Genomic DNA, 18,978 nt, shown 5'->3' on the forward strand with positions numbered 1-18,978 from the left:
TATATGAGTACATGGAATAGCCCACCTCAGATCCCGCCGTTCAAGACGCCACCATTCGGTTCAACACAAGACCAACAAATGCAGGCCACTATTGCGTACTTGAAGCAACTGGCGAACATTGTATCCGCGCTGAAGAACGATTTGGAATGGATGCTCAATGGTAACCTTGATGTGAACAACATCAGAGCGAAAGGCATTAAGGCGCAGAACATAGAAGTTGATGAGTTATCGGCCATCTCAGCCAATCTAGGTCACATTATGGCCGGTATTATCGAATCTGTACAAATATTTGGTTCATACATCGCTACAGCGAATGGGACGTATCCGCGATCGGAAATGTCGATAGTTGATAATCTGTTTGCAGCATGGCTTGCGGAAGGTAATGGAATCAAAGTAAGTCCCGATGGATGGAATGGAAGGCCATCATTGGTTTTTGAAAACGGCGAGTTGGAATCATCTGCGATCTCAAATCCTGACGGACTACTAATTGAAAGCAATAAAGGCGTTCAGATTAATGGCAAAACTGAGGCTGTCTATATTTCCTCTCAGAGCAATTCGGGAGTTAGAACAGAAAGCTTTGCTAAATTCTTCAACAACGCAACAGGACAAAGTTTGCAACAAGCTCTTAATAGCAAGGTAAATTCCTTCTCTGGAGAGTCTACAGCTGTAACCATTGATGGAACAACGCTAAACTTTTCAAATGGAGTCTTTACGGGCGTAACTTAATCAAAATTATTGCGTATACATTTTCAACCTAAAACTTGGAGGATAATGTATATGAAAAAGTTCATTTCTGGCGTGATTGTTGGTGCAGTACTGTTTACAGGAGTACAAGTTTTTGCTGATGGTGTATCGATGATTGGCAAAAAAGTAGGTTCTGAGGCTGAATTGTACCTTGATGGCAAAAGAATGAGCGATGTAATTATCATTGAAGGAAAAAGTTATGCCCCAGTACGTGAGATAGCTGAAGGAGTAGGGCGTTCTGTACAATTTAAACCAGCCACAAAAACGGGGAAATCTGTTGTTACTTTAAGTGCAACGTTATTTGTTAAGGAACAACGTATAAAAACTATTAAGGAAAATATTAAAGAACTCGAAAGAGAACGTGACTATATACCATCAGTAGTTCAACAAGAGAAAGAGAGTTATGAAAATTCACTAAAAACCATGCCTCAACTAGAGGATTTTCTGACTGAGAATTACGAAGAAAAAATGAAGTATTTTGAGAGTAGGCTTCTTGAAATCGAGGAGGAGTTGAAAGGTTTAAAAATTGAACTCGAAGCTTTAGAATCTGCAAAATAACTGAGCGCAAATTTGCGCGTAGCAAAATAATAAAAAGACACTCAAAAATGGGTGTCTTTTTCAAATGCATTTTGTGTTTGAAAAACGTGATTTTAAATGTTTGAAGTTATAAATTTTGTGTATTATACTTACAATAAGAAAAGGAGACGGTTGCAGCCGACTCCTCGAAAACAAGTCAGAGAATAACCCGGTCCTTGCGCAACTTGGGCGGGTTATTTTCTTTTATAAATACAGTACTTTGAGAGTTTGCCACAAGGCAGGCTCTTTTTTGTTTATATAATCTGTGATATAAAAGGAGAGTGAGGACAGTGAAAGAAGTTAAAAGGTTACAGAAAGAACTAGTTCGAAGCGGAGATGGAATTACTGATTGCACCGAAATCATACAAAAACTTGTATCGATGCAATCGAGTAGTATCAATCCAATGCCGCTGGAGATTTCGGAAAAAGTACATTCGGTGAATCAACTGTGAGTACGATTAAATCACTAACATTTCGGATAACGTAATTATCTAGACGATAACCTCTTCCTTCAATCGCCACTGTACCTGGTTCACCAACAACAACAATGACATTACAATCGTTTTTACAGTTGTAGAAGGTCTCGCCGTCTTTGAGATACGGTTTGCATTCAATAAGCAGTTGAGTTTCTCCGCAAGTGTGGCATGAAGTTTGGAATACCTTGTCCGTAATAATCGGGATGTTGAGGGATTGGATTTTTGCTTCTCGGAACACTTCCGCAACACGCACAACCTTTTTCAATATATAACACCTCCTCTCGTAAAATGATAAGCTTCGACAACTTTCATTCTATCAGAGAGGATATATTTTACAATAATTGAGTTTGCCATAGGCAGGCTCTTTTTTTATTCCCGAGAGGAGGATAACGATGCTTTCTAATAACGGATTAGGTGCTTTTATGCAGAATAGAAAGGCTGGAACGCTAGGTAAATTCAAGCAACCCAGTCCAAAGGCTGTCGGCCTAGCTCAAAACTTTTCACCGAACAATCAGAATCAGAACACCATGAAATCAACCTTAGATAACATGAGCCAATCGGTGAACAACGATCCGTTTCAGTTTAATATGCCTGATCAGTTCGAATATAAACCTCAGAATGACCAAGCATTTCAGTCTTACATCGCCCAATCCATGCAGCAACTAGGTACAAATCAAGCGAATACCAACGCTAGATTGAGGGCCAACGGTCAGGGTAAGTCATCCTATTCTGAATCGGTGGAACGCCAGCTTGCTAATCAGGCCACCTTAGACATACAAAATCAAATGATCCAGAACTATATGCCGATGGCCTATCAGCAGTATTCCGACAATGCGAACCGAAACTTGCAGGTCCAACAGCTTAATTATGGCGCCGGGCAAGACCGTATTAACAATCTATCCAAGTTGTTCGCTAATCAGTATCAGAACGAAGTGACAAAACCGATTGAAATATCTAGGGAAACAGGCTACTACAGACCTGATGAAGCAACAAACCTATATAATTCCCTAGCTGATTATAAAGCAACTACTGAGCAAAACTGGTCATCCATGACGCCGGAACAACAAGCGTCTGCACGAGCGGAGGGCGACAGGATGCGTGCGCAACTTCAAGGGATGGGCATGGACACATCTTTCATCGGAGCTAACAACACAGCGAATAGCGCAAGGTCGAATATGGGATCAGCGGGAATGCGGACTCTAGGAGGAAAGGCATCTGATCTAGCTAACAAACAAGCCAATTGGGGCGCTTATATGGACATGGTTGGACAGACTCAGAACCTGGGACAAGGACCTCAGAATAATTGGGGTAACCTCACTAACAATGCCGGCACAGGTCAGAACACCTTCTCAGGAAACGTCACTATGTCGCAGCTTACTGGTTATCTGCCGGATGGTTCACCAACCTCTGCTCAACAGCAGCAATTGCTTGCTAACGAATGGACCGTTGCAGATCAGACGGGCAAAATCACTCCGACTCTGGCTCAGATGTATGGAATACCTGAAGGGACGCCTACAAGGGCTGCTATGGAGTTTGCACAGCAGATCGCGATTAGCAAACAGAACGCCAACACTTCGGCATATAGCGCATCCACAAGTCGCATGAACGCTAATAACTCGCAGCTTATGGATATTTGGAAAGCTACGGGATACGCTCCTGAGGGAATTAATGGAGTGGCGGCTGGAACTCCATATGCTTCAGGTAGTAACAATTCTAGTGCTGTGCCTTATCATCAGAACCCAGATTTTGCAGATGATATAGCAAGCATCAATTCCGATCCAATCAAAGCATTAGAAGATATTAAAAAGTATTCGACAAATATAATTAATGAGTATGGTTATGAGGGATATCAAGCTCTCTTAAAAGCTGCTGAACAAGCACAACCTAAAAAAGAGCCATTATCATTTTTGAATAAATAGGCGGTGAGGAATCATGGGCGTCTTGGACAGAAGCAGAAAAAATGAACAGTCCTCTTCAAGTGGTGGGGGGGTAATTAAACGTTCAAGAGAAGAATTTAAAAAGTCAGAAGGGGAGCGTTACGCGAATCAATTGCGTAACGCTCCTGACATTTTCAATCCAATGCAATTTCAAAAGAACGTACAGGAACGTATATCTCCACCAACTGTAGGGAATCCTGCACAACCAGTAATGACAGGGATTGGACGAACACCTTTCTCAACTCCTGAAGCTCAGAGATATAATCAAGTTCTCCCAGCGCTTCCTACATCGTCAGATATAACTAATACGGTTCGACCTAATCAAACTAAGACAGATAAGAAATCCACAGCGGCGGCAGAAGAAAAGAGGCAGCAAGATGCATCAAACTCGCCTTTAAGTAAAATAGCCCAAAAATTCAGCAACGTAATGATCGGAGCTGCCGATAAAGTAGCAGATGTACTTCCAGAGAATGCGAAATATGATGGGAAAGCAGAGATTGATTTAGCTAAAAAAGTAATGGATTACCGTTCAAAAGTTCAGAAGGCACAAGCGGATACGACTGTCGGAGCATTTGTTGGAGGTATGGGGGATTCTGCCACATTAGGGCTTACATCATACGGAGAACGAATGCTTGGTAATGGTGACGTAGCGGATCGGTTTACAGAAAGCGCGCCTGGTAAAGCAGGGCAAATAGCTGGACAAGTACTTTTACCAGCAGGAAAAATTAAAGCTGGTGCATCCATCGCATCTAATATTGGACGTGGTGTACTGGCTGGATTGGGCTTAGGAGCCGGTATTGAGACGGGGGAATATCTCACAGGACGTAACGATCAATCATTAGGTCAGAGAGCGTTAGACATTGGCATAAGCGGCGCTTTAGGTGGGGCAGGCGCAGGTGTCATTGATGGGATCGGTAAGGGACTACGGGCAACTAGAGGCGTTGCAAGAGATGCCGTTGGCAAACAACTGGCCACTGCTAACGAAATCATGCAAGCAGGAACTCCAAATAGATCAAGTGGAATACTTAAATCACTAAATGAACTTGGTGAAATTGCTACAGGTGGCATGTCCTCTGGCATTAAAAGAGGTCGAACTAATGACGTGATCTATTCTCCAACGTTAAATCATATCGTCTCGAGTACAAAGAAACCAGGAACTTCATTGGGAACTAAAGCAGATCAAGCATACATTGATCTAGTTGACGATATCTTTTCACTCAGTCGATTCGATCAAGCCGCTCAAAAGACGCTAGGCCGCGAATTAAAGCCAAGCGAATCAGTATATCAATTGGCTATGGCAAGCCGGGGTTCAGACCAAATTACAAAACAGGTTTTAACAAACAAATTGGTCGATATCGAAGGAAATGTTGTAGGCGATAGTTTGAAGGATTCCATGAAGCTCATTAATAGTAAGGATAGACGAAGTTTTATGGATTATCTTTTGAATAAGCACGCTATGACAAGGTTTGAGCGTGGCGAAAAAGTTTTCGATAAACTGCCAGACGGATCAAAGTGGACGCCGCAAAGGGGACAAGAAATTGTTGATCGATATCTTGCAGAACGTCCTAATTTTGCTGAAGCAGAAAAGGCATTCCGAGATTTTAATGATAGCTTCAATGATACATGGCTTGTACAAACGGGACTTCTTCCTAAGAATGTCGTAGATTCTTGGAAGTTAGAGAATCCTACCTACATTGATATGCAGCGACAATTCTCAGACTTGGAAAAGTTGAGTGGTGCAGGGTATAAATCAAAAGACGGATTCGGAGGACAGAAAGCACCGTCAAAAAAATATAATAAATACGGCTCCACTCGTAAGGTAATCGACCCAATGGAGTCAATGATTGCTAGATATGATGCAACGATAAAAGCTTCTAAACGGAACACTCCGATGCAAGTAATGTACAATACGATCCGTAATAGTCCAGATGAATTCAAGGGCTTTGTCAGTATCGTAAATGATCCACCTCCATCATTGAATGTGAAAGACGTTAACTTGTCTGATCCAGACGGACTAGATCAAGTACTTGCAATATTTGATGATGCATACGAAAAAGCCTTGCGATCAAGCCGAAAAGATTTGAACAATGTAGTCCCTGTAATTGTGGATGGTGCTCCTGTTTATCTTAAGTTTGAAAACAAACAATTATTGGACGCTGTACTAAATGTTAACCCCCAAGTTTTAAAAGGATTTATGGCAGGGGCTTCAAAATTGGCTAACATACAGAAGGGGATTTATACATCGGTTAACCCTATATTCACGTTTACCAGGTCTATATTCCGCGACCCAATAAGCGCATTCGTTAACAGTAAAACAACGAATAACCCTTTCAGGTTTGTCAAGGATTTGGCGACTGCTACAAATGATGTGTTCCGCAATAAGGAGCTATACCAGGAGTTCATGAATATTGGAGGAGGATATACATCTCCAAACGTTGGGACTCCAAGATTAATTAACAGGACGCAAAGGATGCTTGTGCCAAACGAAAATAAACTTAATGGCATGGTTCAGCGATTTGGCGACAATCTATTGGAGAAGTTGGATAAGGTTGAATCTGTTGTGAGGGTAGCGGAATATAAACGCGCTAGGGGTTCGGGTCAATCTGTTGATGATAAGTTAAGGGGGCTGTATGAGTCTCAGGAGGTAGCGACCAACTTTAAAAGAAGAGGCGCAAAAACCAAGGAGTTGGAACCTTTATGGCTTTACCTTAACGCCTCTATACAGAGCCTAGATAAGGTTGCTAGAGCGTTCAAGGATCAGCCAGGAACCACATTCGGAAAGATTGCCCTTGCGCTAACAGGGCCATCTCTCGCGCTGTATGCTGTTAATCGCAATGACCCTAATTATCAGAAACTAAGAGATACTGAGAAAGACAGATTCCTCCACATTCCTATTGGTGATGGCAAGTTCTTCAGGTTTCCAATACCGCCCGAACTTGCACCGTTTGCTAATATACCTAGACGGTTACTTGATCAGTATATAGGAGGAAACGACGACGCTTGGAATGATGTTGGTAAGACAATTGTTGAAACAGTCGTACCTCCTGGAATTGGCGGTGCTATATCTGGCGCTGCTGAGGATGGCGTTCCGGGGGCAATATTCGGGACGTTTAGAGGAACACCAATCGTCGGTCCGAGTGTGGAAGCTTTCTCTAATCAATCGTGGACTGGAAGTCCTATCGTACCGGGGTATCTGGAGAATGCTAGCCCGTCTAACCAATACAATGAGACCACCAGCCCTTTGTCAGTCGGTGCAGGAAAGTTAACCAACACCTCTCCTATGAAGTTGGATTATATGCTTACGTCAATTGGTGGAGACTACGGAAAGATTATTCAAGAGATATCGTCAAAGGGTCGATCAGATGGTATTAAAAGCGTGGGTAAAGGACTGTTTAAACGACTCGTTGTCGATAGTGGTGAATCAAACAAGTTATTAGAGCAGTTTTACGGTCTTAAAGACAAGTACGACACTATGTATGCAGATATCAAGGCAAGCGGCAAACTTCCAAAGAATTACGATGATGATACCCGTAAGGCGATTAACCAAGTTTCAGATTATATGTCTGAAATAAGTAAGGGTGTACGCGAGGTTCAAGCATCAGAGTTATCAAGATCAGAAAAGGATCGCATAATTAGTGAACTTAAACAGATGCGCATGGATGTTGCTCAGAGAGCATACGCACAATTCAAATCCTAATTGGAGTTGATGCCAATTGATTGTCTTAGACGAATCCGAACACTATAACTCAGCGGTGAGCGATGATACCTTGCGTATTGTCGCTCTTTTATTTGGCAAGGAAACGGCTGACAAACTGTTATATAGAGGGAATGCCCATGCTAGATTGGATTCTTCACGCATCAGAGATATTCGTCCGGTATGGACTGCAGCCTACTACACTGATATTGTTATGCATTTACTCGATCCGAATGACGCTGAAGAATCGGAAGATAAAACGGCGGTTGCGCAAGTATCTGCCCTGGCTAATAGCGGATGATGAGTCAGAAGTAAAAAGTTATGTAAACAACCAGCAGCGTATTGAAATGAAAGTGGACTTACTACTAAGAGAGCGAGGGATAGAATGGTCTGTGATTACTTTGAACGAAAGTTCTCCGCGTTTAGCTCTGAAAAAAGGAAGGTCGTCGGACTCGCACTCAGAAACGAATATTATTGTCCATCATGTAGGAAGATCCACAAAATTAAGGAGGGTAAAACTCATGAAGAAGCTTAAAAGCAGAAAGTTCATTTTGGCGGTTGTTGGTGCAATCCTAATCATCCTCAATGACGGATTAGACCTTGGCATCGACTCTGACACAGTTCTGGCCTTTGCTGGTCTACTTGCTGTATGGATCGGCGGTGAATCTGTAGTAGACGCGAAAAGAGCAGGGAAGGAGAAGACAAACAATGACGACTTCGAAACCCCAATTGAGCTTAGACTCTAACTTTTCGGATGTAACCTTTTTAGATATTCGCAGCCGGTTGCCCGTTAACCCTAACTATACTTGGGCGCAGTTGGCTGGAGTGAGGGACATAAACGCTCTTAATACGATCGTATGTCATCATGACGCGATCCCTAAATTCAAGTCACATCAGTATGGAGACGTTGAGCTTGCATCCAGGATCGCAACAGACCATATTCGATCAACAAAGAATCATCCAAGAGGAGATGCAGGGTTCCCTTATGATCTATGGATTCGTAACGGGATCATATACTGGTGCAATGATATTGAAGCTAGAGAATATGGGGTAGCATCAAATAACGGTTATACGGTCAATATATGCGTATCAGGAGATTACCACAATTACGATACGTTGACTTCTGAAGATAGACGCGCCTTATATGCTGCCGTTATTTCAATGAAGAATTACCTCCCCAATGACCAGCATTTGAAAGGGCATGGTGAAATCGTTCCAACAAATTGTCCCGGATATAAGATGAAGCAAGTGAGAGAGGATGTGTTTAGCCTGGAGCAAGAAATTGAGTTAATGAGTTCGCAGCCGAAGAAGGAAGAGGTCGCATTTAGGATGGCGAACCAATTTCTCTACCTATATAACATGTTTCATAAGGGTGTAACCTCCACAGGCCAGCCAGCAAGCGATGGGCAGAAAGAATGGGCGCTCAATAAAATGATGCTGCTTGAACCTGAAATGAGAAAGCACGGATTGTTGAAGTAAATTGACAAACATACGTTCTCGTTTTATCATGTACTCATCAATAATATGAGGTGAGTCCATGGCGAATAAAAAACCATTGCCGCAATTTAATTCCTTGCAGGAGTCTAAAGAGTTTTTTGAAAAATACGGGAAGCTTACTTATTTTGGTCGTGAGGGTCACAATTATGAATACTGTATCTACGGATATGATGTGATCGATGGACGCAAATTAAGCCTTAAACTTTATGACAATGGAAAAGTAGAAGTATTACGATGATCCCCGCCTTAATGGTGGGGATTTTCTATTTATAATAGTAAAAACACATTTTAGTTCAAAAATAATGGTTTGGTCACCAAGTGGTCACAAACTTAGCCGTACACATCGGAAGCATTATACAAAATACGAAGAATTTTTATTAGTCATGGACGTATTGAAACTACTTGATGCATAAAATTCACAGTTGTGTTATTATCTTTATCCTGCTGTTTCACGCAGGGCAGGAGAGGGAACGGAATTGGCTCTCCGTCCGAGCGGCTTCGGCGCAATACATACAGGAGGATTAAGAGAGCATGAACCGGAATGAGGCATGGATTCGGCTGAACGGCATTGAGAAGAGATTTAAAGTCGCGACAAGGACGGCTGGGCTCAAGGAAGCGACCAAAGCCTTGTTCGCGCGCAAGCACACCGTCGTGGAGGCGTTGAAGGACATTACCTTCTCCATCGGGGAAGGAGAAATTGTAGGTTATATCGGACCGAACGGAGCGGGCAAGTCAACCACGATCAAAGTGATGAGCGGCATTCTGGTGCCGGATGAGGGTCAGTGCTCCATTATGGGCTATACGCCGTGGAAGGACCGCACGGAATACGTCAAGCATATCGGCGTCGTATTCGGACAACGGTCGCAGCTATGGTGGGATGTGCCGGTCATGGATTCGTTCGAGCTGCTGAGGGACATCTATGCGATAACGGACGGCATGTACCGGGACAATCTGGCGATGCTGACCGAGATGCTTGATCTGGAGGCGATCCTGAGGATGCCGGTCAGGCAGCTGAGCCTGGGGCAGCGAATGCGCTGCGAGATTGCAGCATCATTGCTGCACAGTCCCAAGCTGCTGTTCCTGGACGAGCCTACGATCGGGCTGGATGCGGTTAGCAAGCTGGCAGTACGCAATTTTATTAAAAAGCTGAATCGGGAGCAGGGTGTGACGGTCATTCTGACCACTCACGATATGAGCGATATCGAAGCGCTGGCGGATCGGATTCTGATGATCGGCAAAGGTACTCTTTTGTATGACGGCACACTTGGTGAGCTGAAGGAACGGTTTGGTACGGGCAAGACGGTGACGGTCGATTACAGGGGACGTTCTGGACCGGTAACGATTGAAGGGGCAACGCTGATCGAGTGGGCGGACGAACGAGCGGTATACAGCTTTGATTCGGAGAAGGTGACGCTTGCGGAGATGGTCACCCGCTTGTCGGAGACAGTCGAGGTGGTCGATCTCTCTGTTTCGGCTAAGGACATCGACGAGATTATTGTTCAGCTTTATGAGGAGCACCAAATATGAAAGCTTATACTTCGATCTGGCGCCTTCGGTTTATTAACGGGATGCAGTACCGCTCGGCAGCGCTTGCCGGTATGGCGACCCAGCTATTCTTCGGATTTGTCTTCATCATGATCTTCGCTGCATTCTACAGCAACAGCACGGGCTCACAGCCCATTTCCCTGGATGATTTGATTACGTATGTTTGGCTTCAGCAAATCTTCTTGTCCTTCATCATGTTATGGTTTCGCGATCAGGAATTGTTTGATTTGATTACAAACGGCAACATTGCCTATGAGCTATGCAGGCCGATGGATCTGTACCCGCATTGGTATTCGAAGCTTCTGGCACAACGATTTGCGAGCGCTACGCTGCGTTGTTTTCCGCTGCTGGCGATCGTATTTGTCATCCCTGAGCCTTACCGGATGGGGCTCCCGCTGACTTGGGGTTCATTTGGGCTGTTCCTGGTTGCGCTGACGCTGGGCTTGCTGGTTGTCGTGGCCATCTCGATGCTGATCTACATATCGGTGTTTTGGACGATGTCGCCGGTCGGCTCCATTCTGATGATTGCGGTTGCGGGTGAATTTTTGGCGGGCATGGTTATCCCGGTGCCGCTTATGCCGTCGTGGCTGCAGCCGATCGTGTACGCGCTGCCGTTCCGCTGGACGACCGACTTTCCGTTTCGCGTCTATTCCGGACATATTCCCGTCACGGAGGCGGCATGGGGAATCCTGATTCAAATCGCGTGGCTGTCGGTGCTTGTTTTAGCTGGAAAAGCTTTAATGAAAAAAGCGCTGCGAGCAGTCGTCGTGCAGGGAGGGTAGACGAACATGCGACTGTATTTCAAATATTTAAGCATTCACCTCAAATCTCAGATGGAATATCGGACATCATTTTTGCTGATGAGCATAGGGCAGTTTTTTATCCCCTTTATGGTGTTCGGGGGCTTGTATTTTATGTTTCAGCGTTTCGGAGAGCTGCAGGGGTGGAGTTTCTTTGAGGTAGCTCTTTGTTTTTCGGTCATTCATATGTCGTTTTCGCTGAGTGAATGTTTTGCGCGGGGATTCGATTCCTTCTCGTCGCTGGTTGGCAGGGGAGACTTCGACCGGCTGCTGGTTCGGCCCAGAAGCACAGCGCTGCAAGTATTGGGCTCGAAGTTTGAGTTTACGAGAATAGGAAGGCTGCTGCAAAGTGTGATCGTGCTGATCTGGTCGGTGTCCCATTTGCCGCAGATTTGGAGTTTTCCGAAGCTGTTGACGCTGCTGCTCATGATCGCCAATGGCACGATTATTTTTACAGGCATCTTTATTTTGGCTGCGACGTTCTGCTTTTGGACGATCCAGGCGATTGAAGTAGCTAATGTCTTCACAGACGGAGGGCGCGAGATGGCGCAGTATCCGCTCAATATTTATGAAAAGTGGGTTACCCGTTTCTTTACGTTCATCATTCCGTTCGGCTGCGTCAGCTACTTGCCGCTCATGTACCTGCTCGATAAGCGGGAGGGCAGTATGTTTCTGCCTATGATGATCACGTTCGGCGGCTTGCTATTCCTCATCCCATGCCTGCTAATCTGGCGGTTCGGCGTGCGGCATTACCGATCGACGGGGTCGTAAGTGATTGGTTGCGAGTGTGCACATTCAATGTCTTCTGAATGGAAGGATGGGATACGGGGCAATGGGGCGTCGGTGGTGAATGGTTCCTTAAACGGACTATTATACTTGGGCGGTTCGATGTGTGTTTGTACCGGATAAACGAACTTGTTAGGCGGTGCAGCCTCCTGTATTCAAGTAAGGAGTTCAGACGAATGAGCACATGAATCGGTCAAAGGGGTTGCAGGCGCGGCTGTGCAGCACCGCAATATCATTGCGCTGCCGCTAGTCATGCATAGTTCATATATACCAGTCTGATGAACATTGTGCGTACTAGCTGTTATAGGCTGATAGTGGGAATGTGAGCGGAAGTTTGTTTTAACTAATCAATAACTCGCTAAACCATTCTGGAGGTGTTGAAGTCGAAAGGTTGCGAATATGCAAAAACGAGGTGCCTTTACCATTGAAAATTGATGGTGGAGGCATCTTTTTATTTATCTATAGATGATGATCAGGCTGCAAGCCGAAAAACTCGGCTTAGAGAGCGGAAAGCCGCCGCCGAGCGAGCTGCAAGCCGATAAACTCGGCTTAGAGAGCAGAAAGCCGCCGCCGAGCGAGCTGTAAGCCGAGATACTCGGCTTAGAGAGCAGAAAGTCGACGCCGAGCGAGCTGCAGACCGAAAAACTCGGCTTAGAGAACGAAAAGCTGCAGCCTGACTGAGCGCCGCCGGACAGCTCCCCCAAAACGCAAACAAGCCCGGGCTTTCCGGGTTGGAAGGCTTCGAGCTTGATGCTGGTTGCGGCTTGCCTTGATAGGCTGGCCGACATAGGATATCCCCATATCCAAGCGTATGCTGCTAATCTACGGATAAATAAGCGACGGCGCGCTGCTGAAGAACGGATTCTTCGGCAGGCTCAGCCGATGAAATCGGGCGTCCGGAGCCCGGGTTCTGCAGCTGTGTAATTGCGGCGGAAAATAAACGGTAAGCCCGATTATCGGGATTAAGAGTCTGCGCGATTCGTTCGGTGAGCCGTTCGGTCAAGGAAACGATCGAGAAACGGCCGATGAAGCTGCGGAATAGCGGACCCCAACGGTCGAGTTGCAGACTTGGCTCGCTGTCACTGACGAATTGCTCGTTCCAGCCATAGCCGAGGTCGCTGCTAATGCGAAGACAAACGCGATACCCTGCCGAGTCAATCGCGAGCGCCGGTATGACGAATACTTCCACGCGGCTAATGCTGAGCTGCAGGGGTTGTTCCGAAGGGAATGGGGAATCTTGCAAAGATAAAGAAAGCATAAGACACCTCTCCTTTGTCCGCTTACGAGGTTAGCTGTCGGATTCGGGCTAGAGAGTAGACCCTACCGGGGGTACAAATCCCCGGACTCACCCCTTGCAAGGCTGCGGCCGGCTGTCGGCCCACGTCGCACTTACGTTGGTTCCCCCGCTTTTTCCAGGTCGGAAAAATTAAGCGTTGATGTTTACATAATATTTTAACTTTAAAATATCAATTTGTAAATGATATCTTATCGGGACAACCAATCGTCCAAAATATCCAAATACCGACATAATTACTTTGCGTTCCCGTCATATTTCAAGTATGATGGTAGATAAAAAGTGAACTCATGTTCAAATCAAAGGAGCAGCAAGCATGCATTCGAAAACTAGTCATTGTAAAATTGTCGATTGTACAATTCGTGACGGCGGACTCGTCAATAACTGGGATTTCAGCGTCGAGTTTGTACAGCACCTTTATAATAGCTTGAACGAAGCTGGCGTCGACTACATGGAGATCGGCTACAAAAACTCGCCGAAGCTGTTGAAAGGTGCAGATAGCGCAGGCCCATGGCGCTTCCTGAACGACGATTTCCTTCGCAAGGTCATTCCGAACAAAGGCAACACCAAGCTGTCTGCGCTGGTTGATATCGGCCGCGTTGACGAGAATGACATTTTGCCGCGCAGCGAGAGCCTGCTCGACCTGATCCGCGTAGCTTGCTACATTCAAGATGTAGACAAGGCTCTTGAGCTGGTGCAAATTTTCCACGACCGCGGATATGAGACGACGCTGAACATTATGGCGCTTTCCAACGTGATGGAGAACCAATTGGTCGAAGCGTTCAAGCAAATTAACGACAGTGTTGTAGACGTTGTATACATCGTGGATTCCTACGGCAGCCTGAAGCCGGATGATGTAGGCTATCTGGTGGATAAATTCCAGCAGCATTTGCCGAACAAGCGTCTTGGCGTTCACGCGCATAACAACCTGCAGCTTGCATTCGCGAACACGCTGATCGCGGCGAACAAAGGCGTTGAGCTGCTTGACGCATCCGTATACGGCATGGGACGCGCAGCAGGCAACTGCAACACGGAACTGCTCGTATCGGAATTGCAAAATACGAAATACAATGTTCGTCCTGTTCTCGATATGATCGAGAAATACATGGTACCGCTTCGTGAGAAGGAAGAGTGGGGCTACATCATCCCTTACATGATCACAGGTATTCTGGATGAGCATCCGAGATCCGCAATGGCGCTTCGCGTTTCCGAGAACAAGGATAAGGCAGTTGACTTCTACGATCAACTGACAACTCCGGAAATCTCCAAGTAACATCAAACTGATGGAATACTAATCGTTCTGATAAAAAAGGCGCTTGCCGATTACGCGTTCATTCGCGTACGGCAAGCGCCTTTTTAGGGTTGAACTATCCTCTAACGTTTAAATCTCTGTACGAAGCAGCTCGCCATCACCGCGGATGGCCGCGGCGAAGCTTGGCTCGTTGGGGTGGAAGTAGGCGGTGCCATGATATTCTTCGCCCGTTATGGCTTTGGCCGTAAGCTGGACGCGAATATCCTCATTTTGGCCGAACCAGGCCAGGAGCGCCTTGTCCTTTACACCATCCGCATCAATGTACCATAGCTTGTCTCCGTAGTCGGTGACGATAACAAGCACCGCCTTCTCGAAGGCGACCTTGTAGGACGAATGCTGCGCGTATCCGATGGTTATTGCTGTTAGTTCGATTGTTTCCATATGTCATGCCTCTTCCTGTTGTTTCAATTTAACGCCTGGCACAGGGCTTCTTGTATTCCGCACCGCGCTCAGCTTCCAGCGGGCGTGGGGCAGCTGAGGTCTCTCGAGCTCACAAGCTGTCACAGCTTCAGCCGAACAGGCTGCCCCTACACAGTAAGATACACGCCTGCAACTGTATTAATACAGCTTGCCCTGCCGGTATAGGACGGAAGACAGCTTGGTCACGGCATGGACGAAGCAATTCTGACGGAGGGAGAGCGGGTCTCCGAAGTAAGCCGGCAGAATGCTGTTCATCGTTTTCTGCATTTTGGCGAACAGCTGTCTGTATACTTCCGCCTCCGAATAGAATTGTGTCTCTCTGCCTTGCAGCCATTCGAAGTATGAGACGATAACGCCCCCGGCATTAGCCAGAATATCAGGCACGATAATGATGCCTTGGGAGGTTAAGGTCTCGTCCGCTTCTCCCGTAATCGGAGCGTTCGCCCCTTCTACGATAATGCGGGCTTTTACTTCATTCACGTTGCCGCTGTGAATCTGATCCTCCAGCGCCGCCAGGAACAGGACATCGACGTTCAAGTACAGCACCGCTTCGCGGTCCAGCAATTCCCCTGCAATGCCGCTTTCCTTCAGCGCGTCCTCCGTCGACGGCAGATCGCCCCGGTTCCCTGATGCGTACTCTACGAGCGCGGGAATATCAAGGCCGCTCTCGTTATACAAGGTCACGTTGCGGTCGCTGACCGCTACAACCTTGCCGCGAATATCGGAGCACTTGTAGGCTTCCATCGCTGTGACGGAGCCGACATTGCCGAATCCTTGCACGGCAATGGACATTGGCTTGTTCGCATAAGCAAGCGCAGTCGCGGCAAAAGGGTTCGAGCTGCCGGCCAGCCAGCCGATATTGTCACGAATGAAGTCATGCATCATATAGCGGAAGGTGAAGTAGACGCCTTTGCCTGTCGCTTCCCTGCGGCCAAGCGAGCCGCCGCTGACCAGGCTTTTGCCGGTAAAGCTGCCCAGGTAAGGAGAGCCGGGATGAATGCTCTTGTATTCCGCCATCATCCAGTCCATTTCCCGCTCACCCGTGCCCATATCCGGCGCCGGTATATCTTTATCGGGTCCCAGTATATCGCTGAAATACTGGACATACTTTTTGCAGATCTGATACAGCTCCTTCTCCGAGAAGCTGCGCGGATTGATGACGACGCCGCCTTTGCCGCCGCCGAACGGAACTTCGTGCAGCGCGTTTTTCAGCGTCATGAGCGCCGCCAGATTGGTGACCTCGTCTTCATTGACGGATTCATGGAACCGAATGCCGCCTTTGTAAGGACCAAGCGCGTCATTGTGCTGAATGCGGAAGGCGGGAATGCGTACGACATTGCCGTCTTCCAGCGCAATGCGCAGGAAAGCCTTATGTACTTTGTTAGGTGTCGACAGAATTGCCGCCAACGATTGAAAGGCTTGCTCCCGGCGTTGTCCTTGGACGAGGGGAAGGAAAGAAGAATCTCCCATTAACGCGTTCAGGGATAGTTGTACAATGGCTCCAGTCTGACTTGCCATAGGGATACGACCTCCTTGTAATAAGCTTATGATGTGTGCTCTGCCTGATTGTACCATATATTGCGCATGTGAATAAAATGCGGCATAATGTTAGAAAAGCTAACGCGGAAAACAATCCATATTAGTACAGAAAGCAGGCGATCGCCATGTCCGTCATTCGCGTTTTTATTTACGGCTCTTTGCTGCCGGGTCAAAGCAATCATCATGTCGTATCCAATTACGTGAAAAGCGATATGCCGGGCGTTATTGCGGGGAGGCTCGTCGATTTTGGCCCATATCCAGCCGCTGTACGCGACCGCGCGGCGAAGGATAGCGAAGCTGTAATACGGGGGCGATGGATTACGGTAGACCGTCAAGGTCTTACGGCCATGGATGTGCTGGAGGACTTTTACGGCATAGAGGAGAGTAATGAATACGACCGCATATGGGTATCCGACCTGGAATCCCGCGGTCTGGCTGGATGGGTGTACATATGGGATAATGATCGGGGCTATCCAGCCATACCGGATGGATACTGGCCGGATTATGCCGCGCGCAAGAGCGGATAGCATGAACAACATAAAGGCATCCAGGCCGGCGAAAACTGAAAGTCGCAGGCGGGATGCCTTTTTGCCGGGAATAAGCGGTTGTAAGGTCGTGTCTTTCCGTATTACTCTGAGGCTTGTTCGTCTTCCGATGCAAATGCAACGAGCGCAATATCTTCCCCGCTTTGATCGCTTAGATGCTCCTCCAATTGTCTGATCGCGTCAAGCGCATCAGGGAAATTGTCCAATTGGGCCAAGCGAAAGTGCCGGTCCATCATCAATGTTCACATCCTTTTCACAGGTCTTCTTTTAACAGAATGAGCGAAGAAGCCTGTCCTTATACGCTTTATTGCGTTTTTAAGCATAGGCTTGGATCAATTGTTCTTTTGCTCGGCGTCTAGTAAACTGGAGTCGAAAGAGGAAAGAAGGATGTGGAACCATGTCGTTTTCGTCGAATTCATCTCATACCCGTAAAGGTTTTTATAATCGCATAGTAGGAATAGCGATGAGAAGAGGAGCTGGCACCTTACTCTTGCTTGCGATGTTGGCCTGCCTGTTAGTGTGTGCCAGTCCGTCCGTATATGCGGAGGGGCAAGGCATGTGGGCAGCCTCGCATGACCATGCGCAGTCGGGGGCTTCATGCCCGGAGGGCGCATTGCTGAAAGAAAAAGTAGAAGATGGCATGATGTATGCGGCAAGAATCGTTTATTACATGGCATTGTTGTTCACCTCCGGACTGATGCTGCTTAGGTTCTTAATTCCCAAGGGCGGTAATGGCGCCGAGCAGCGCAGCTGGCTGGATAAGTGGAGCGGAGCAGCCATCAAGACGCTGCTTGTCGCCTCTATTCTCTACGTCTTCATTCATGCAGCCCGTGTCGTTGGAAATCTTGGCGGCGGCGGGGATCTCTGGCTGCGGGTGTTCACGGAGACCGCGTCGGGCCAGCTGTGGATAGCGTTAATCGCATTAGCGGCGCTTGGATTCGCAGCGCTGAAGCTTCCGGATATCGGGAAGGCCGTATGGGCGGTTCTGCTGCTTCTAACAGAGAGCTTCGGCGGGCATCCAGCCGCCTCCGAGCAGATGGTGATGTCCGTTCTGTCCGACTTCGTGCATCTCGTATGCGCGGCGCTTTGGGCGGGCGGCGTGATGCTGCTGCTGTTGTTCTGGAGAGCGGACCGGAAGGAAGCGGGAAGATTCGCAGAGCGCTTCTCCTCTGTGGCATGGATGACGATCGTAATCTTGGTTGTGAGCGGCGTGCTGATGACATGGACGCTCATTCCAAGCTGGCTGTACCTGATCTATACCGATTGGGGACTATGGCTGCTTGCCAAATCAGGCCTGGTTATCGGAGTGACCGCAATCGGGGCTGTGCTGCGATACCGCGCCAGGCGCAGAGAGCTGCCGCGCGGAATATGGCTCAAGCTGGACGGGCTGCTGATGGCCCTTATTGTCGGGATTGCGGCGATCTTTACTGTCATTAGCCCGATGCCGGACGGGAAGTCGCTTAATTATCACCAGATGGGCGAGGACCTTCACTACACGCTGAAAGTATCGCCGAATGCGCCGGGACCGAACGACGCGTCGCTTACGGTATGGCTGCCGGAGGATACGGGGGAGCCTCAAGCGGTGATGTTGTCCCTTCGTAATGAGAGCAAGCGAGTCATAGACGTAGCGCTTGAGCGGTCCGATTCAGAGGGAGGCATCGCATTCCCCGGATTCCATGAATTCCGGTATAAGGCAGAAGATGTTGTGCTGCCGCGTCCGGGCACTTGGACGGCGGTTATTACGGTAACACAAGCCTCCGGGGAGACACTGGAGCGGGAATTCGCCTTTGACAGCAATTAATGCATTACATAG

20 protein-coding genes and 1 riboswitch are annotated in these 18,978 nt (G+C 47.4%); of the genes, 14 read left to right on the forward strand and 6 right to left on the reverse strand.

What is annotated here, in order from left to right:
• Window positions 1-3 precede the first annotated feature (3 nt).
• Together AC0YNW_RS28155 and AC0YNW_RS28160 are read left to right on the forward strand one after the other, a co-directional pair.
• A complete protein-coding gene (locus AC0YNW_RS28155) occupies window positions 4-726 on the forward strand; it encodes a hypothetical protein (protein WP_475834707.1) in 723 nt (240 codons plus the stop codon).
• A 51-nt stretch (window positions 727-777) separates the two neighbouring features.
• A complete protein-coding gene (locus tag AC0YNW_RS28160) occupies window positions 778-1,302 on the forward strand; it encodes a hypothetical protein (RefSeq protein ID WP_475834708.1) in 525 nt (174 codons plus the stop codon).
• 414 nt (window positions 1,303-1,716) lie between these two features.
• Here the strand turns inward: AC0YNW_RS28160 and AC0YNW_RS28165 are convergent, their stop codons facing one another.
• Window positions 1,717-2,061, reverse strand: a complete 345-nt coding sequence (locus AC0YNW_RS28165) for a hypothetical protein (RefSeq protein WP_475834709.1) — start codon at window positions 2,059-2,061, stop codon at window positions 1,717-1,719.
• 127 nt (window positions 2,062-2,188) lie between these two features.
• Here AC0YNW_RS28165 and AC0YNW_RS28170 point away from each other — a divergent pair, with 127 nt between their 5' ends.
• From AC0YNW_RS28170 to AC0YNW_RS28210, 9 genes are all read left to right on the forward strand, one after another.
• The gene (locus AC0YNW_RS28170; protein ID WP_475834710.1) at window positions 2,189-3,715 is read left to right on the forward strand and encodes a hypothetical protein; all 1,527 of its coding nucleotides are present in this window, start codon (window positions 2,189-2,191) and stop codon (window positions 3,713-3,715) included.
• Window positions 3,716-3,728: 13 nt separating this feature from the next.
• Window positions 3,729-7,430, forward strand: a complete 3,702-nt coding sequence (locus tag AC0YNW_RS28175; protein ID WP_475834711.1) for an LPD38 domain-containing protein — start codon at window positions 3,729-3,731, stop codon at window positions 7,428-7,430.
• A gap of 16 nt (window positions 7,431-7,446) precedes the next feature.
• Entirely contained in the window at window positions 7,447-7,728 is a 282-nt protein-coding gene (locus AC0YNW_RS28180; protein WP_475834712.1) for a hypothetical protein, read from the forward strand.
• 220 nt (window positions 7,729-7,948) lie between these two features.
• Window positions 7,949-8,173 carry a hypothetical protein gene (locus tag AC0YNW_RS28185; RefSeq protein ID WP_475834713.1) on the forward strand — a complete coding sequence of 75 codons (225 nt, stop codon included), beginning with the start codon at window positions 7,949-7,951 and terminating at the stop codon, window positions 8,171-8,173.
• Window positions 8,136-8,906 (forward strand): peptidoglycan recognition protein family protein, encoded by a 771-nt coding sequence (locus AC0YNW_RS28190; protein WP_475834714.1) that lies wholly within the window; start codon window positions 8,136-8,138, stop codon window positions 8,904-8,906. The genes AC0YNW_RS28185 and AC0YNW_RS28190 overlap by 38 nt, the downstream gene beginning before the upstream one ends.
• Before the next feature lie 58 nt (window positions 8,907-8,964).
• Entirely contained in the window at window positions 8,965-9,162 is a 198-nt protein-coding gene (locus tag AC0YNW_RS28195; RefSeq protein ID WP_475834715.1) for a hypothetical protein, read from the forward strand.
• 293 nt (window positions 9,163-9,455) lie between these two features.
• Window positions 9,456-10,451 carry an ABC transporter ATP-binding protein gene (locus AC0YNW_RS28200; RefSeq protein ID WP_475834716.1) on the forward strand — a complete coding sequence of 332 codons (996 nt, stop codon included), beginning with the start codon at window positions 9,456-9,458 and terminating at the stop codon, window positions 10,449-10,451.
• A complete protein-coding gene (locus AC0YNW_RS28205) occupies window positions 10,448-11,251 on the forward strand; it encodes an ABC transporter permease (protein WP_475834717.1) in 804 nt (267 codons plus the stop codon). Before AC0YNW_RS28200 ends, AC0YNW_RS28205 begins: the two co-directional genes overlap by 4 nt.
• Before the next feature lie 6 nt (window positions 11,252-11,257).
• A complete protein-coding gene (locus AC0YNW_RS28210) occupies window positions 11,258-12,040 on the forward strand; it encodes an ABC transporter permease (protein WP_387476496.1) in 783 nt (260 codons plus the stop codon).
• Between the two features lie 470 nt (window positions 12,041-12,510).
• On the opposite strand, the gene AC0YNW_RS28215 is transcribed toward AC0YNW_RS28210, so the two are convergent.
• Window positions 12,511-12,843, reverse strand: a complete 333-nt coding sequence (locus AC0YNW_RS28215; protein ID WP_475834718.1) for a hypothetical protein — start codon at window positions 12,841-12,843, stop codon at window positions 12,511-12,513.
• Between the two features lie 29 nt (window positions 12,844-12,872).
• The gene (locus tag AC0YNW_RS28220) at window positions 12,873-13,313 is read right to left on the reverse strand and encodes a 5-formyltetrahydrofolate cyclo-ligase (RefSeq protein WP_387476492.1); all 441 of its coding nucleotides are present in this window, start codon (window positions 13,311-13,313) and stop codon (window positions 12,873-12,875) included.
• A gap of 4 nt (window positions 13,314-13,317) precedes the next feature.
• Window positions 13,318-13,498: riboswitch (cyclic di-AMP (ydaO/yuaA leader) on the reverse strand.
• A 167-nt stretch (window positions 13,499-13,665) separates the two neighbouring features.
• Between AC0YNW_RS28220 and AC0YNW_RS28225 the strand changes: the two genes are divergently transcribed.
• On the forward strand, window positions 13,666-14,622 hold the full coding sequence (locus AC0YNW_RS28225) for an aldolase catalytic domain-containing protein (protein ID WP_387476490.1): 957 nt from the start codon (window positions 13,666-13,668) through the stop codon (window positions 14,620-14,622).
• Between the two features lie 108 nt (window positions 14,623-14,730).
• Here AC0YNW_RS28225 and AC0YNW_RS28230 read toward each other — a convergent pair whose 3' ends face one another.
• Both AC0YNW_RS28230 and AC0YNW_RS28235 read right to left on the reverse strand, forming a co-directional pair.
• The gene (locus AC0YNW_RS28230) at window positions 14,731-15,042 is read right to left on the reverse strand and encodes a hypothetical protein (RefSeq protein WP_387476488.1); all 312 of its coding nucleotides are present in this window, start codon (window positions 15,040-15,042) and stop codon (window positions 14,731-14,733) included.
• Window positions 15,043-15,219: 177 nt separating this feature from the next.
• Complete coding sequence (locus AC0YNW_RS28235) at window positions 15,220-16,599, reverse strand: Glu/Leu/Phe/Val family dehydrogenase (RefSeq protein ID WP_387476486.1); 1,380 nt, start codon at window positions 16,597-16,599, stop codon at window positions 15,220-15,222.
• A 146-nt stretch (window positions 16,600-16,745) separates the two neighbouring features.
• Between AC0YNW_RS28235 and AC0YNW_RS28240 the strand changes: the two genes are divergently transcribed.
• On the forward strand, window positions 16,746-17,147 hold the full coding sequence (locus AC0YNW_RS28240) for a gamma-glutamylcyclotransferase family protein (RefSeq protein ID WP_475834719.1): 402 nt from the start codon (window positions 16,746-16,748) through the stop codon (window positions 17,145-17,147).
• Window positions 17,148-17,248: 101 nt separating this feature from the next.
• On the opposite strand, the gene AC0YNW_RS28245 is transcribed toward AC0YNW_RS28240, so the two are convergent.
• A complete protein-coding gene (locus AC0YNW_RS28245; protein WP_475834720.1) occupies window positions 17,249-17,401 on the reverse strand; it encodes a hypothetical protein in 153 nt (50 codons plus the stop codon).
• A 227-nt stretch (window positions 17,402-17,628) separates the two neighbouring features.
• Between AC0YNW_RS28245 and AC0YNW_RS28250 the strand changes: the two genes are divergently transcribed.
• Complete coding sequence (locus AC0YNW_RS28250; RefSeq protein ID WP_475834721.1) at window positions 17,629-18,966, forward strand: copper resistance D family protein; 1,338 nt, start codon at window positions 17,629-17,631, stop codon at window positions 18,964-18,966.
• The last annotated feature ends 12 nt before the right edge of the window (window positions 18,967-18,978 follow it).

Source organism: Paenibacillus sp. J31R120 (assembly GCF_056269225.1).